Below are 14,482 nucleotides of genomic sequence, written 5' to 3'. Positions count from 1 at the left end.
ACGAGACAGTAAAACCGTGTCGCGCACCCTCGCTCACGCCGATCCGGGCTTGACTCTCGTTCCTGAAAGATAGAACAAATAGCGAACATGACGAAGAACCCGCCCTTGGAGGTCAAGAACGAGCTTGCGGCCCGAGCCCGCCATAGAGTCTTTGCGCGCGCAGATCGAAAAGATCGAAGGTCGCAGCCGGCGCGCCAAATCGGTTCTCCCCTTCGGGATTGCCGAGGTCGACTCGCGCCTACCCGGCGGAGGACTCGCGCTCGGCGCCCTGCATGAGATCGCCGGCGGCGGCAACGGCGCGATCGATGGAGCCGCTGCCGCCCTCTTCAGCGCCGGGATCGCCGCCCGCACGAAGGGCAAGATCCTTTGGTGCATCACGCGCCCCGACCTCTTCGCGCCAGCGATCGCCCAAGCAGGCCTTGCATCCGATCGCGTGATCTATCTCGAAGCCGGCGACGACAAGACCGTGCTCGCCTGCATGGAGGAAGGCCTGCGCCACGGTGGCCTGGGCGCCGTCCTTGGTGAAGTGGCCCGACTTTCCATGACCGCCTCGCGGCGCCTGCAACTGGCGGCCGAAGGCACCGGATCGATCGGGATCGCGCTGCGACGCTGGCGGCGACAGACAGAGGCTACAGACTTCGGCCAGCCTACAGCGGCGATGACGCGCTGGCGCGTCTCCGCTTTGCCTTCGACATCGCTTCCCGTTCCGGGCGTGGGTCGAGCCCGCTGGCTGGTCGAACTGATCCGCGCTCGCGCGGGCGAAAGTGCAGATTTCGAAGTGGAGGCGTGCGATGACACGGGTCGTCTCGCTCTTCCTGCCGAGCTGGTCCACCGACCGGCTACGGCGGAAGGCTGGCGACGCGGCGCCTCCGGCTGAGGCGCCGCTCGTCCTGATTGGCCGCGACGGGAACAGGCGGGTGGTGCTGGCGGCTGACGCCGCTGCCCGCGCTGCTGGCCTGCGCGTTGGCATGCCCGTCACCAAGGCCCAGGTCCTGGCGCCCGGACTCATCGTGCAGGACGCCGACCCGGTAGGCGACGCCGAGGCGCTCGACCGGCTCGCGGCCTGGCTCCTCCGATACGCTCCCGTCGTCGCTCCCGATCCGCCGGACGGGATCATCATCGACTCGACGGGCGCCGATCATCTCCATGGCGGCGAAAGTGCGATGCTGGACGGCCTCATCGGCCGGCTTGCCATGTCCGGGATCGCGGCTCGGGGCGCGATCGCCGACACCTGGGGCGCTGCGCACGCTCTGGCCCGCTATGCCCCGCAGATCGCACCGGACCGACATGGCGCATCCATAATGGAGCCTTTGCCGCTCGCAGCGCTGCGCATCGCCGCGTCCACCGTCGCCGCCCTGCGGACACTCGGTTTCGATACGGTCGGCGACCTTCTCGCGCAGCCTCGGGCGCCGCTCACCTTGCGCTTCGGCCCCCAAATCGGCCGCCGCATCGATCAAGCCCTCGGCCAGGCGGCCGAGCCGATCGAGCCGGTCCGGCCGGTCGATCTCATCGAAGTGCGCCGCGCCTTCGCCGAGCCGATCGCCGCGGCCGAGACCATAGCCCGGTATATCGCCAAGCTCGTCGGCCAGCTCTGCGAGCGTCTCGAGGCCGGCGGCTTGGGCGCTCGCAGACTTGACCTCATCTGCCACCGCGTCGACAGCCGCGCCCAAGCCGTCAGGGTCGGCATGGCAACGCCGGTCCGCGACGTTAAGCGCCTGACGCGTCTGCTCTGCGACAGGATCGAGACCATCGAACCCGGCTTTGGCATCGAGGTGATGACGCTCGCCGCGAGCGTCGCCGAGCCGCTTGAGCGCAGACAGATCGTCAATTCCCTCATCGAGGAAAGCACACCGGACGTCTCCGATCTCATCGACACGTTGATGAACCGGGTGGGCGAGCGCGCCCTTTATCGGCTTGCTCCCGTCGCAAGCGACGTTCCCGAGCGATCCGTCTGCCGCATCCCGGCAATGGCGGCCGACACGGGGGCGGGCTGGCCCGGCCATTGGCCGAGGCCCTCGCGCCTCCTGCCTCATCCCGAGTTGGTCGAGACGGTGGCGCTGTTGCCCGACCATCCGCCGGTCTCCTTCACCTGGCGCGGCGTGCGCCGGCGCCTGCGTCGCGGCGACGGCCCGGAGCGCGTCTTCGGCGAATGGTGGAAGCGTGACGCCGAGCTGGTCGCCGTGCGCGACTATTTCCGGGTCGAGGACGACGCCGGCGAGCGTTACTGGCTCTACCGCGCTGGCGATGGCGAGGACACGGCCACGGGCTCGCACCGATGGTTCATCCATGGGGTCTTCGGATGAGTGAGCCCCGCTACGTCGAGATTCAGGTCACCTCGCATTTCAGCTTCCTGCGCGGTGCGTCGTCCTGCGAGGAGCTGTTCGCCCAGGCGGCGCTTGCCGGGATCGAGGCGGTGGCCGTCGTTGACCGCAACTCCCTCGCCGGCATCGTGCGCGCTCATGAGGCCGCGAAGACGACCGGCGTGCGCCTGATCGTCGGATGCCGCCTCGACCTCGCCGACGGCACGTCGGTGCTGGTCTATCCGACCGACCGCCCCGCCTATTCGCGCCTCTGCCGTCTGCTCTCGCTCGGCAAGGGTCGCGGCGGCAAGGCCAAGTGCATTCTCGAATGGCCGGACCTCGTAGCTTATGGCGATGGCCTGGTCGCCGTCCTTGTGCCCGACTTGGCCGATGACGAGTGCGGCTTCAGATTGCGCCGGCTTCGCGACGCGTTCGGTGACCGCGCCTACGTCGCCCTCACGCTACACCGTCGCCCCAATGACCAGCTTCGCCTTCACGAGCTGTCGAACCTCGCCGCGCAAATGCGCGTGCCCGCGGTGGTGACGAACGACATCCTCTTTCACGAGCCGGGTCGCCGCATCCTGCAAGACGTCGTGACCTGCATCCGCCACAACGTCACGATCGACACCCTCGGCGATCGGCGCGAACGTCACGCCGACCGCTACATCAAGCCGCCGGAGGAGATGCACCGGCTGTTCAGCCGCTATCCGGAAGCGCTTGCTCGCTCTCTCCAGATCGCTGATCGCTGCCGCTTCAGTCTCGACGAGCTTGCCTATCAATATCCGGAGGAGCGTGACGATCCGGCGCTCTCGCCGCAAGAAACGCTGGCGAGGCTGACCTGGGAAGGCGCGTCGGAGCGCTATCCCGAGGGCGTACCCGACAGCGTGACCGCCGCGCTCCAGCATGAGCTGCGGCTGATCGAAAAGCTGGATTACGCGCCCTACTTCCTGACAGTGAATTCGATCGTTCGCTTCGCCCGATCGAAAGACATCCTCTGCCAGGGTCGCGGCTCGGCCGCCAACTCCGCAGTCTGCTATGTCCTCGGCATCACTTCGATCGATCCCGGCCGCAACGATCTTCTCTTCGAACGCTTCGTCAGCGAGGAGCGGCGCGAGCCGCCCGACATCGATGTCGATTTCGAGCACGAGCGGCGCGAGATCGTCATGCAATGGGTGTTCGACACCTACGGCCGTGACCACGCCGCGCTCTGCTCCACCGTCATTCGCTACCGCGCTAAGGGCGCGCTGCGTGATGTCGGCAAGGCGCTCGGCCTGCCCGAAGATCTGATCGGCACCTTGTCGTCGCAGGTCTGGGCCTGGTCCGAGGAAGGCGTCGAGCCAAAGCATGTTGAGGAGCTGAACCTCAATCTCGCCGACCGCCGCCTTCGCCTGACCCTCGATCTCGCGCGACAGCTCATGGGCGCGCCACGCCATCTCAGCCAGCATCCAGGCGGCTTCGTCCTAACCCATGACAGGCTCGACGATCTGGTCCCGATTGAGCCCGCTGCGATGAAGGACCGGCAGGTCATCGAGTGGGACAAAGACGATATCGACGCGCTCAAGTTCATGAAGGTCGACGTCCTGGCGCTCGGGATGCTGACCTGCATGAAGAAGGGGCTGGATCTGAGAGCGGCGGTGGAAAAGTCGGCCACGGTAGCGGCGGCATAATGCTGCTGCGGGCGGAGTAAAATCCGGCCACCTATTTCCTTTCTGCAATGATCGCAGGAGGGACAGGGGATCTACACCGTGGAACTTTATTTGAGGGTTCGCCTGGCTGTTTCGGAAGGGATGAAGCAGCGTCAGGCCGCGAAGCATTTCAACATCTCGCGAGAGACCGTGGCCAAGATGTTGGCCTATTCGACACCACCCGGCTATCAGCGTCGATCACCGATCCGGCGTCCGAAGCTGGATGCGTTTGTTTCGACGATCGAGCATTGGCTCGACGAAGATCTGAAGATGCCGCTAAAGCAACGCCATACTGCCAAGCGTGTGTTCGACCGCCTGCGTGATGAGTGCGGTTTCACCGGCGGCTACACGATCATCAAGGACTACATACGCGAGCGGGATCAGCGTCGGCAGGAGGTGTTCGTGCCGTTGTCGCATCCGCCCGGCCATGCGCAGGCCGACTTTGGCGAGGCGACGGTGGTGATCGGCGGCGTCGAGCAAAAGGCGCGTTTCTTCGTGCTGGATCTGCCGCATAGCGACGGCTGCTACGTGCGGGCCTATCCTGCGGCGGTGGCCGAGGCCTGGGTCGACGGCCACATCCATGCATTCGCCTTCTTCGGGGCCGTGCCGCAGTCGATCGTCTATGACAATGACCGTTGCCTGGTGGCCAAGATCCTGCCCGACGGCACACGCAAGCGGGCGGCGTTGTTCAGCGGCTTCCTGTCCCACTACCTGATCCGGGATCGCTATGGCCGTCCGGGAAAGGGCAACGATAAAGGGAATGTCGAGGGACTCGTCGGTTATGCCCGACGTAATTTTATGGTGCCGATCCCGCAGTTTGCGACATGGGATGCGTTCAACGCCTTTCTGGAAGAGCAGTGCCGCAAACGCCAGCGCGACAAGCTGCGCGGTGAGAGTGAGACAATCGGGGAGCGGCTACAGCGTGATCTGGCGGCCATGCGTCCGTTACCGGCGTCTCCCTTCGATGCCTGCGACCAGGCCAGCGCCAGGGTGACAGCCCAGTCGCTGGTGCGCTACAAGACCAACGACTATTCCGTACCGGTCGCCTATGGCCATCAGGACGTCTGGGTCCGGGGCTATGTCAATGAGGTGGTGATCGGCTGCCGCGGCGAGATCATTGCCCGTCATCCGCGATGCTGGGAACGGGAAGACGTCGTCTTCGATCCCGTTCATTATCTGCCGCTGATCGAGCAGAAGATCAATGCGCTGGATCAGGCGGCTCCACTCCAGGGCTGGAACCTGCCGGACGAGTTCGCGACGCTGCGCCGCCTGATGGAAGGCCGCATGGCAAAGCATGGCCGACGGGAATACGTGCAGGTTCTGCGCCTGCTGGAGAGCTTCGACCTTGCGGACCTGCATGCGGCCGTGAAGCAGGCGATACAGCTCGGTGCGATCGGCTTCGATGCGGTCAAGCATCTGATCCTGTGCCGGGTCGAGCGCCGGCCACCGCGGTTGGATCTGTCGATCTATCCCTACCTGCCGCGGGCGACGGTCGAGAAGACCTCAGCGAAAGCGTATATGCGCCTCCTGTCGTCTGATGCGGGAGAGGCGGCATGAGCACCGAAGCACCCGACATCCTGCTCGCCCACTATCTCAAGACCCTGAAGCTGCCGACCTTCCAGCGCGAGCACCAGAAGCTGGCCCGGTTATGCGCCACCGAAGGCGTCGATCATGTCGGATACCTGTTCCGGCTTGCCGAACGGGAGATGATCGAACGGGACCGCCGCAAGGTCGAACGTCGGATCAAGGCGGCTAAATTCCCGATCGTCAAAAGCCTCGACAGCTTCGACTTCACAGCCATCCCCAAGCTGAACAAGATGCAGGTGCTGGAACTGGCCCGCTGTGAATGGATCGAGCGCCGGGAGAACGTCATTGCGCTGGGCCCGAGCGGCACGGGTAAGACGCATGTCGCGCTCGGTCTCGGCCTGGCCGCGTGCCAGAAAGGCCTGTCCGTCGGGTTCACGACAGCGGCCGCCCTGGTCAGCGAGATGATGGAGGCCCGCGACGAACGGCGTCTTCTTCGGTTCCAGAAACAGATGGCCGGCTACAAGCTGCTCATCATCGACGAGCTGGGCTTTGTGCCGCTGTCAAAGACCGGCGCGGAATTGCTGTTCGAGCTGATCTCGCAACGCTACGAGCGCGGGGCCACCCTGATCACCAGCAATCTTCCATTTGACGAATGGACGGAAACCCTGGGGTCCGAACGATTGACCGGCGCTCTGCTCGATCGCGTTACCCACCACGTCAACATCCTCGAGATGAACGGCGACAGCTATCGCCTCGCTCAAAGTCGAGCCCGAAAGGCCGGCTAAAACTACTCTCAAAAAATCGCCGCGCCGGCCTGAGACCCCCGCTCGGGCTACGCCCTCCCGGCCGTCTCAGGCCGGCGCCACAGTGGCCGACTTTTGCTCCGCCCCGTGGCCGGTTTTTACTCCGCCGTTGACACATGGACGTTCGCTGACCTGATCCAACGCGGCCTTCCTCTTCGAATGACACCAACAGGCGAGGTCGCACTCGTTGCGGTCATTGCCTCTGTTGCGGGAGCAATCACGGCATCCGTGCGTCAGGGACGTTTGCGTTTTCAACGGCCGACGGTTGCCGGCATTCTGCGATCGATTGTCGGCGGAGCGTTGATGGGAATAGGTATCGGCCTCATACCCGGTGGCAACGACGCTTTGATCCTCGCCGCAGTGCCTACACTCTCTCCGGGCGGCATAGTTGCCTACCTCGTGATGACGACGACGATCGTTTTTGGATTTGCAGCGCGTGACAGGCTTTTCAAGAAACGCCCATCAGGCCACGGGAGAGGGTAGATGGTCTTGGGCCGATCATGAGACCCGTGAATATCGACTTATCAGGTAATACGCCTGCGTGGGCCCATCCCCCTGATTGCCGTCTCGAAGGATAGTGCGTCGAGCATCCGGTGGTGTCATGATAGGCGTGGTCACGGCAGGAATGAGTGTCTGTCGCCTGATACCCCAGCTCCGGCGCGAGAATCTGAGGTTTCAGACATCGTCGGTGCCTACCGGCCCGCCTTCGCCCTCCATCCGATTAATGGCACGCACATCCTTGGCGTTGAACTTAAGCCTCACGCCCGATCCCGCGCGATGATCCTCATCGATGAAGACGGCGCCGCCCCGTTCGAGCGCGTCACGCAACCGCGTCAGTTCCGAAGCTGCAAGCATGCTACCGCCGGCCTCGAACCGAGCTAACGTTTCCTCGTCCAACTCAGCGATCTTGGCGACATGTGATCGCGGCCACTGAATCAGGGCTCTCGCTGCGCGCGCCAATGGTCCATTCATGCTCATCGATGCTTCCTTTTTTTTGGAAAACCCACCTTTTCGCCGAGTGACGACTTTGCCGGCACTCGATCGGCTATATGAGCTTCGCCATTGCGACCGCGGTATCCGCCATACGCGTCGCAAAGCTCCATTCGTTGTCGTACCAAGCAAGCACGCGAACCATCCTGCCGTCGACAACATCTGTCTGGGGAAGTGCGACGATTGAGGATTCGGTCCGATGGTTCAGATCGACCGACACCAAGGGCTCTGTCGTGAAGGCGAGCACCCCACTCATTGCACCGGCGGCAGTCTGACGGATGGCGTCGTTCACCTCGTCTATCGAAACCTCACGCGACGTCGAAACAGCCAAATCTATGACCGAGACGTTCGGCGTTGGGACGCGGATCGACGAGCCATGAAGCTTACCTTTTAGTTCCGGCAGCACGCGGCCGATCGCGTTCGCAGCCCCGGTGGACGTCGGGATCATTGAGAGTGCGGCTGCGCGGGCGCGGTAGAGATCCTTATGGACGGTATCCTGCGTCGGCTGGTCACCGGTATAAGCGTGAACCGTGGTCATATAGCCTCGCTCTATGCCACAGAGGTCGTTCAGTACCTTCGCGACAGGCGCGAGGACATTGGTCGTGCATGAGCCATTTGATACGACGACATCGTCAGCGGTCAGCGTGTCGTGATTGACCTTGAAGACGATCGTCTTGTCTGCCCCATCGCTCGGCGCGGAGACGAGCACGCGTCTTGCTCCCGCACGAATGTGCGACTCGGCCTTCTCCCTGGATGTGAAGAAGCCCGTGCATTCGAGCGCCACGTCAACACCAAGCTCATCATGGGGCAGGTTTGCTGGATCGCGTTCCGACGACACCCTGATTTTACCGGACCCGACGTCGATCCAGTCTTCGCCGAGGTCGATCGATCCACGAAAGGGACCATGAACCGAGTCGTACCTCAGAAGGTGCGCCAAGGTAGCGACCGGCCCGAGGTCGTTGATCGCAACCACTTCGACGTCCTCTCGATGTAGTTCGACGATCGACCGTAAGGCTAGTCGCCCGATCCGACCGAAACCGTTGATTGCGACCTTAACCGTCATGCCTATCTCCCCTGGCTCGCCTTACTGACTGAAGCATCCGCCATTCGCTCAGTGAAACATGGCGCACGAAATCGGCTCTGGCGGCGTGTGCGCAACAACACATTATGTATGCGTCACGCATAGACCTATCTGGGTGGGCACTCGGGGTCAACGCGGCAGTGTCAGCACGGACGATCCAGCTTGCGCCGTCCAAACAAGCAGCCGTTCTTTGGGGGGCTGCGTGAAACGCGTTCAAGGCCTACGCGTCCCCAAGACGGATAGGGGGTTTGATATCCATCTGCCGGCTGGCTGCGGCTAAAGCACGGTCGTGGCTGACCAGGGTGAGTCGGTTGAGGTGGGACGCAGAAAGCGAGCTCCCAGGCCTGCCGATAACATTTGGCCACAACGCGTAGCTGGCGCTGGAACGATGTGATTCGGCCTCAAGGCAGCCGAAACCACGGCAAACTTCACCGATCTATAGCCGCCAGGTATCGGCAGTCCGTGCGCGCCATGATCTAAATTGCGGAGTTTCAATCTCCCGCGTCATCGGCGGAACGTCGTAAGCCTCTGGGAATCCGGCCTTTTTTCCGCACGCTTGCCGACCCGCACCACACGCGTATGACTTGCTGTCTATGCTTCGCGCACATATAGATGTGACAATGGATGGACCTCGAGATCGAAATATCTTCGGGGCGTTCGCACTCATGATCAGCGACGACATCGTTCGCGCTAGTTCATCGCGGGCGCCGGAAGCTGGACCCGCAGCATCGGCCCTGGCGTTGATTGCGCACATGCCTGGGCTCTCGATTCGCATGCTCTCCATCGGCGTCGGCCTCTCCCATGCAGCGACTGTCCGTTTGGTGGATCGGTTAGCTGCTGAGGGATTGGTCGAACGCCGTGAGCATTTCACGGATGGTCGCACCCGGTCTCTCTATCTCACTGCGGCGGGCAAGGTAGCGAGCGACGAAGTCCTTTCCTCACGCGACGAGGTGATCGCTGAGGGGTTATCCATCCTAAGCCCAGACGAATTGAGAGTTCTTTGCGACATCGCGGAACGCGTCTTACGGCATCGCCTGGAAAATCTTGAGCATTCCTACCGTATCTGCCGCTTGTGTTGCTATGAGGGTTGCACGAATTGCCCGATTGATGCCGAGTTGCATGAGCGTGGCGTAGATCGCGAGAACAGCGGCGAGGCGTAGGACCATCGCAATCGCATGAATCAATGTTGAGCGATGAGATATGCCGCCAGAAATCCCACGACCGTGATGAGCCCTATGAACGGCGGCGCCTTTTCGAACGCTTCGGGAATCATAGCTTCTGCCAGCATCGCTATGACGGCGCCGGCCGCGAAAGAAAGGATGGCTGGCGCCTGAGTCGATGCCGAGCCGAGGATGAGATTTCCCACACCGGCGGCAACGCAAACGAGTAGGGGAATGCCGATCCAGACCGCGTAGATATAGCTTCGGGGTCGGCCCGCAACCTTCATTCCTGAAGTGCTCGATAGGCCCTGGGGCACGTTTGCAAGAAAGAAGCCTGCCACGACGGCCAGGCTGATCCTGCCGCCACCAGCCACCGACATCCCGATCACAAGGGCCTCTGGAATTCCGTCGAGAACGCTGCCGAGCGCAATTGCAGCACCACTACCGCGGTGCTCCTGTTCAGTGGCCTGTTCCGTGCATTCACCGCATCGCTTTCGGTGCTTCGCGCCTTGGCGAGACAAAAACCAGTTCGTGCCGCTGAAGATCGCAGCTCCGGCGAGTAGCGCGAAGATCGCAAATGGGCCCATCCCGGCCGAAACGCGATCGCCGATGAGTTCGGTAGCGACAACGGCAATCATCACGCCGCCACCAAAGCCCATGACTGCGGAGATCATGCGGTGAGTAAGCCGCCCGAAAAGCACGTCCGCCAGCACCGCCCCCACCAGCAGTCCGCTTCCCGACAAAAGGCCCCACAAGCCGGCGATCACGTATTCCGGCATCATGACGGTGACCCGGCTGGCAGCACGACAAAGCGCGAGCACCCTTGCAGCAGTATTGTCGATGATAGTCGAAGCTCGCTCATCGGTTCGCTCGGTCCAATCGCCAGGTCGGTCGCGGGAAGTGGCAGCTATAGCCACCGGGTTGACGCAGGAGATACTTCTGATGCTCGGGCTCAGCCTCCCAGAAGGATTCTTCCGGGTTGATCTCGGACACGACTGGCCCAGGCCAGCGACCCGAGGCTTCGATCTCGGCGATCGTCGCTAAGGCGATGTCCATCTGCGCTTTAGACGTATAGAATATCGCCGACCGATAGCTTGGGCCGACGTCGCTGCCCTGTTGCTCGTAGGTCGTCGGATCATGAATCTGGAAGAATAGTTCCAGTAGAGCCCGATACGTCAGAATGGACGGATCGAAGGTCACCTCGACGGCTTCCGCGTGGCCGTAATGTCTCGCATAAGTCGGATCTGGCATTTCACCGCCAATATAGCCGACACGCGTGGCCACGACCCCCTTGGCGCGGCGCAGCAAATCCTCCAGGCCCCAGAAACAGCCACCCGCGAGTATCGCTCGCTCGGTTTGCGTCGGCGTCTGGTCTGTAGCTGGCAGGCTCATCATCCGATCACCCTAAACGCTGTGTGCCAATCAGTTCGACGGCCTTGCACCTGCAGGCTGGCCGCCGCTCGAAAGCTCGGTCTGCACATCAGAACCCCGGACGAGCGTCAGATCGACGGGACACCGATCCGCGATCTCAAGAATGCGCGCGCGTTGATCATCACTGAGCGGCCCATCGAGAACGATGGTGCGTGTGAAGCGGTCGGGAGGCATTATGTCCGCCACCTTCTCGTGCCGCACGCTCGTCGTCGCTCTTTCGAGCGGGAAGCCCTTGCGGTTGGCGTAAAGGCGCATCGTCATCACCGTGCAGGCAGCTAGCCCGGCTGACACCAGTTCGTAGGGAGACAGGCCGCTCCCAAGACCTCCGACCGATTCCGGCTCGTCGGCGAACAGAGTATGCTCGCCACTGCGGACCGTGAGCTGGAACTTCCCCGCTAGCGTCTCCGACGCAACGACACCTTTTGCCGCCTCGACCTGCGGAAGATCCGCCGCTAGCGGCGGAAGAAAGCGGCTGGCCCACGCGGCGACCATAGCTGAGGCGTAGTTCGCATCGTCGACGTCGGTGAGAAGGTGATCCGCCGTGTCGAGCGAGACAAAACTCTTAGGATGGCGTGATGCGACGAAGATGCGCGAGGCGTGCTCGATGCCCACGACTTGGTCCACCGGCGAATGCATGACCAGCACCGGACGTCGAAGCGCGGCGATGGACTTCTCGATGTCGGCTCGCTCTACCGTTTCCAGGAAGGTGCGGCGGATGAGGAAGGGCCTGCCAGCGATCTCCACAGAGGCCTCGCCCTCGCTCGCTATCGCGTCAAGGTCGCCAGGCCGGAAAACGCGCAAGATATGCTGAAGGTCGGCCGGCGCACCGATCGTCACCACCGCGGCGACATCCGGCAGCGCGGCAGCGGCTACGATCGCAGCCGTTCCACCCAGGCTGTGCCCGACAAGGAGGGCGGGTGGCATACCGGCGGCCGCCATGGCCTCCGCGGCTGCCCTCAGATCGTCGACGTCAGAAGCGAAGCTTACCGCTTCTTCCGCGGAACTCGCGATCCCTGTGCCGGCGAAGTCGAACCGCAAGACGCCGATACCGGCCCGCGAGAGCGCGCGTGCGATGTGCACGGCGGCGCGGCTGTCCTTCCCGCAAGTGAAACAATGGGCGAAAATCGCCCAGCCGCGAGGAGTGCCTTCTGGCGCCTCCAGGTGCCCGGTTAGTTCAGACCCCCCTCCCCCGGCAAACGTGAACCGCGTTCCTGCCATATGCGTCGAGCCTCCAACGGCGGCTTAGCAGGAGCACCATCGACCCGAACTAGCAGCCCAAGACATTCTTTCTATATGCGCGGCGCATATAGACAAGCCCCTAAACCATGATTATATGCGTCGCGCATACTTCTGAGGCTGTAGTCGGATCGGTCCTCTGGGGTGCCACTCGTCAGGGCGCAGGCCAAAGGGCTATGGAACTCAATCAGGTCAGCTATTTCATCAACTTGGCCGAGACGCTGAATTTCACTGCGGCTGCTCGTCTCAGTGGTGTCTCACAACCAAGCCTGACACGAGCGATCCGCCGCCTGGAGGAGGAACTCGGTGGACCGCTCATCTATCGTGACGGGAAGAACAGCCGGCTGACGAGCCTGGGTCAGGACGTCGAGTTGGAATTCCGCCGAATGCTGGTCGCGATGAAGAGCGTAAGACACCACTCGGAAAACTGGGCAATGGGGCGGCATCGTGTTCTCGACGTTGCTGTCGCCTCCAGCGTCGGCCCGAGGACCTTCACAGCCTTTTTCGACAGCGCGCTGGAAGAGGTGCCGTCCATCGAGATCAAACTGCACTCGCTCCAATCGGGCGAGGACACGTCGGAGGTGCTCTCAGGCAAATATCACGCGTGCATCCTGCCTCGCGAATCAAGGCCGGATCGTAAACTTGATGTGCGTCCTCTCTTCCGGGAGCGCTTCGTGCTCGGCTGCGCTGCAGATCACCCCTTGGCGGCGTGCGAAGTCGTTCGTGGTGAAGACCTGCTTGCTTTCCCGTTCGTCGATCGACTGAAATGCGAGTGCCGCGATCAAATCTTCGAGCACTTCGCGCGTCGAGAGGTGCGCATGCGCCCTCGCTTCCGCTCAGATCGAGACGACTGGGTGCAGCGCGTCGTCGCCGAAGGGCGGGGGATATGCATTTTGCCCGAACGCGCGGCCACCACCCACGGCCTGATCACAAGGCCGATCGAGGGCTTCGCGTTGGAGCGTGAGATCGTAATCGCCACCGTGTCCGGATCTACGGCACCGGTCGAGATACGAAAAGTCGCTCAGCTTGCAGCCCGTTACGATTGGAGTTGACCCGCCAAGCAAGAGGCATGTGCGGTATAGAAACTATACGCACGACGTATTGGATTATCGTTGGAGCCACTGCGATAGTTGATGTGAGTATCGACGTGATAAATTGAACGTAGTGTGCCTGGCCCTCTAACTAAGTAATGGAGACTCACCATGAAGTTTGAAAAGTCGCAGGCAGCAATCGAACGCCTGACCCCGGAACAACGCCGGATCACCCAGCAGGACGGCACCGAGAGACCCTTTACCGGCGAGTATAACGACAACAAGGAGGCGGGCATCTACGTTGACGTCGTATCCGGCGAGCCGTTGTTCGCGTCGACGGACAAGTTCGAGTCCGGCACTGGCTGGCCGAGCTTTACCAAGCCGATCGTCGCGGCTCACGTGAACGAAGTGCGAGACAGCTCGCATGGCATGGTCCGGACGGAGGTTCGCTCGGTGCACGGCGACAGCCATCTTGGCCACGTGTTTCCGGACGGGCCGTCCGACCGCGGCGGCCTGCGCTACTGCATCAACTCGGCATCGCTTCGATTCATCCCGCGCGATGAGATGGAAGCCGCGGGCTATGGCGAGTATCTCGACCAAGTAGAGGAGGCTTAACATGCATCAGCGCGCTGTTCTCGCTGGCGGATGCTTTTGGGGAATGCAGGATCTGATCCGCAAGCAGCCCGGCATCGTTTCGACCCGCGTCGGCTACACCGGCGGCGACGTGCCGAACGCCACCTATCGCAACCATGGCACTCATGCGGAGGGGATCGAGATCACCTTCGACCCGACAGTGACGAGCTACCGTAATATCCTGGAATACTTCTTCCAGATCCATGATCCGACGACAAAGAACCGCCAGGGCAACGACCGCGGCCTCTCCTATCGATCTGGCATCTATTACATCGACGAGGAGCAGAAGCGCATCGCCGAAGATACGATAGCCGACGTCGACGCGTCCGGACTGTGGGACGGCAAGGTCGTCACCGAAGTCGAGCCCGTGGGTGACTTCTGGGAAGCAGAGCCGGAGCACCAGGATTATCTGGAGAAGAGGCCGGGCGGATATACCTGTCATTTCCCGCGCGCTAACTGGGTGCTCCCGAAGCGTAAAGACGCTGGCGACACCCAGGCTGAGGCCGGCGCGGCAGCGGAATAGCTGCAGCCACATTTGCGGCTGAGCCCCTGGGTCGCACCATCGGACCCGCATCCACTGATGGTGCGGGCCCGAAACCCAGCTA

The 14,482-nt window shown here is 62.4% G+C and carries 15 protein-coding genes; 10 read left to right on the top strand and 5 right to left on the bottom strand.

Annotated features, from left to right (window positions below; translation table 11 throughout):
* Positions 1 to 124: 124 nt before the first annotated feature.
* The 6 genes from K8M09_RS07410 to K8M09_RS07385 all read left to right on the top strand — a co-directional run bounded on the left by K8M09_RS07410 (position 125) and on the right by K8M09_RS07385 (position 6,798).
* Positions 125 to 877 carry an ImuA family protein gene (locus K8M09_RS07410; protein ID WP_037519580.1) on the top strand — a complete coding sequence of 251 codons (753 nt, stop codon included), beginning with the start codon at positions 125 to 127 and terminating at the stop codon, positions 875 to 877.
* A complete protein-coding gene (locus K8M09_RS07405; protein WP_037519577.1) occupies positions 792 to 2,303 on the top strand; it encodes a Y-family DNA polymerase in 1,512 nt (503 codons plus the stop codon). Before K8M09_RS07410 ends, K8M09_RS07405 begins: the two co-directional genes overlap by 86 nt.
* The gene (locus K8M09_RS07400; RefSeq protein ID WP_229342230.1) at positions 2,300 to 3,967 is read left to right on the top strand and encodes a PHP domain-containing protein; all 1,668 of its coding nucleotides are present in this window, start codon (positions 2,300 to 2,302) and stop codon (positions 3,965 to 3,967) included. Before K8M09_RS07405 ends, K8M09_RS07400 begins: the two co-directional genes overlap by 4 nt.
* Before the next feature lie 78 nt (positions 3,968 to 4,045).
* The gene (gene istA / locus K8M09_RS07395) at positions 4,046 to 5,542 is read left to right on the top strand and encodes an IS21 family transposase (RefSeq protein ID WP_382379779.1); all 1,497 of its coding nucleotides are present in this window, start codon (positions 4,046 to 4,048) and stop codon (positions 5,540 to 5,542) included.
* Positions 5,539 to 6,297, top strand: a complete 759-nt coding sequence (gene istB / locus K8M09_RS07390; RefSeq protein WP_229341919.1) for an IS21-like element helper ATPase IstB — start codon at positions 5,539 to 5,541, stop codon at positions 6,295 to 6,297. Before istA ends, istB begins: the two co-directional genes overlap by 4 nt.
* A 177-nt stretch (positions 6,298 to 6,474) precedes the next feature.
* A complete protein-coding gene (locus tag K8M09_RS07385; RefSeq protein WP_229342227.1) occupies positions 6,475 to 6,798 on the top strand; it encodes a YeeE/YedE thiosulfate transporter family protein in 324 nt (107 codons plus the stop codon).
* Between the two features lie 192 nt (positions 6,799 to 6,990).
* Here the strand turns inward: K8M09_RS07385 and K8M09_RS07380 are convergent, their stop codons facing one another.
* Together K8M09_RS07380 and gap are read right to left on the bottom strand one after the other, a co-directional pair.
* On the bottom strand, positions 6,991 to 7,293 hold the full coding sequence (locus K8M09_RS07380; RefSeq protein ID WP_037520570.1) for a hypothetical protein: 303 nt from the start codon (positions 7,291 to 7,293) through the stop codon (positions 6,991 to 6,993).
* Positions 7,294 to 7,360: 67 nt separating this feature from the next.
* Positions 7,361 to 8,368, bottom strand: a complete 1,008-nt coding sequence (gene gap / locus K8M09_RS07375; protein ID WP_037520571.1) for a type I glyceraldehyde-3-phosphate dehydrogenase — start codon at positions 8,366 to 8,368, stop codon at positions 7,361 to 7,363.
* A gap of 683 nt (positions 8,369 to 9,051) precedes the next feature.
* Here gap and K8M09_RS07370 point away from each other — a divergent pair.
* Positions 9,052 to 9,546, top strand: coding sequence for a MarR family winged helix-turn-helix transcriptional regulator (locus K8M09_RS07370; RefSeq protein WP_206366640.1), 495 nt, complete (start codon positions 9,052 to 9,054; stop codon positions 9,544 to 9,546).
* 20 nt (positions 9,547 to 9,566) lie between these two features.
* Here K8M09_RS07370 and K8M09_RS07365 read toward each other — a convergent pair whose 3' ends face one another.
* The 3 genes from K8M09_RS07365 to K8M09_RS07355 all read right to left on the bottom strand — a co-directional run bounded on the left by K8M09_RS07365 (position 9,567) and on the right by K8M09_RS07355 (position 12,057).
* Entirely contained in the window at positions 9,567 to 10,328 is a 762-nt protein-coding gene (locus K8M09_RS07365; protein ID WP_051886772.1) for a ZIP family metal transporter, read from the bottom strand.
* A gap of 76 nt (positions 10,329 to 10,404) precedes the next feature.
* The gene (msrA, locus tag K8M09_RS07360) at positions 10,405 to 10,941 is read right to left on the bottom strand and encodes a peptide-methionine (S)-S-oxide reductase MsrA (protein WP_229342224.1); all 537 of its coding nucleotides are present in this window, start codon (positions 10,939 to 10,941) and stop codon (positions 10,405 to 10,407) included.
* Between the two features lie 27 nt (positions 10,942 to 10,968).
* Positions 10,969 to 12,057: a bifunctional alpha/beta hydrolase/OsmC family protein gene (locus K8M09_RS07355; RefSeq protein WP_229342200.1), complete on the bottom strand. Its 1,089-nt coding sequence runs from the start codon at positions 12,055 to 12,057 to the stop codon at positions 10,969 to 10,971.
* Positions 12,058 to 12,389: 332 nt separating this feature from the next.
* Here K8M09_RS07355 and K8M09_RS07350 point away from each other — a divergent pair, with 332 nt between their 5' ends.
* The 3 genes from K8M09_RS07350 (at position 12,390) to msrA (K8M09_RS07340) (ending at position 14,400) form a co-directional block, all read left to right on the top strand.
* Entirely contained in the window at positions 12,390 to 13,265 is an 876-nt protein-coding gene (locus K8M09_RS07350) for a LysR family transcriptional regulator (RefSeq protein WP_037520573.1), read from the top strand.
* Positions 13,266 to 13,415: 150 nt separating this feature from the next.
* Entirely contained in the window at positions 13,416 to 13,859 is a 444-nt protein-coding gene (msrB, locus tag K8M09_RS07345) for a peptide-methionine (R)-S-oxide reductase MsrB (protein ID WP_037520575.1), read from the top strand.
* Between the two features lies 1 nt (position 13,860).
* A complete protein-coding gene (gene msrA, locus K8M09_RS07340; RefSeq protein WP_037520576.1) occupies positions 13,861 to 14,400 on the top strand; it encodes a peptide-methionine (S)-S-oxide reductase MsrA in 540 nt (179 codons plus the stop codon).
* Positions 14,401 to 14,482 lie beyond the last annotated feature (82 nt).

The organism is Shinella zoogloeoides, from assembly GCF_020883495.1.
GTDB lineage: Bacteria > Pseudomonadota > Alphaproteobacteria > Rhizobiales > Rhizobiaceae > Shinella > Shinella zoogloeoides.
This window is presented reverse-complemented; position numbering and strand designations above follow the sequence as displayed.

What these genes read in the sequence shown, in the direction of transcription:
- msrA (WP_037520576.1), top strand. Translation starts at nt 13,861, where the DNA reads ATGCATCAGCGCGCTGTTCTCGCTGGCGGATGCTTTTGGGGAATGCAG.
- K8M09_RS07400 (WP_229342230.1), top strand. Translation starts at nt 2,300, where the DNA reads ATGAGTGAGCCCCGCTACGTCGAGATTCAGGTCACCTCGCATTTCAGC.
- gap (WP_037520571.1), bottom strand. Translation starts at nt 8,368, where the DNA reads ATGACGGTTAAGGTCGCAATCAACGGTTTCGGTCGGATCGGGCGACTA.
- K8M09_RS07370 (WP_206366640.1), top strand. Translation starts at nt 9,052, where the DNA reads ATGATCAGCGACGACATCGTTCGCGCTAGTTCATCGCGGGCGCCGGAA.
- K8M09_RS07380 (WP_037520570.1), bottom strand. Translation starts at nt 7,293, where the DNA reads ATGAGCATGAATGGACCATTGGCGCGCGCAGCGAGAGCCCTGATTCAG.
- msrB (WP_037520575.1), top strand. Translation starts at nt 13,416, where the DNA reads ATGAAGTTTGAAAAGTCGCAGGCAGCAATCGAACGCCTGACCCCGGAA.
- K8M09_RS07365 (WP_051886772.1), bottom strand. Translation starts at nt 10,328, where the DNA reads ATGATGCCGGAATACGTGATCGCCGGCTTGTGGGGCCTTTTGTCGGGA.
- K8M09_RS07385 (WP_229342227.1), top strand. Translation starts at nt 6,475, where the DNA reads ATGACACCAACAGGCGAGGTCGCACTCGTTGCGGTCATTGCCTCTGTT.
- istB (WP_229341919.1), top strand. Translation starts at nt 5,539, where the DNA reads ATGAGCACCGAAGCACCCGACATCCTGCTCGCCCACTATCTCAAGACC.
- K8M09_RS07350 (WP_037520573.1), top strand. Translation starts at nt 12,390, where the DNA reads ATGGAACTCAATCAGGTCAGCTATTTCATCAACTTGGCCGAGACGCTG.
- msrA (WP_229342224.1), bottom strand. Translation starts at nt 10,941, where the DNA reads ATGATGAGCCTGCCAGCTACAGACCAGACGCCGACGCAAACCGAGCGA.
- K8M09_RS07405 (WP_037519577.1), top strand. Translation starts at nt 792, where the DNA reads ATGACACGGGTCGTCTCGCTCTTCCTGCCGAGCTGGTCCACCGACCGG.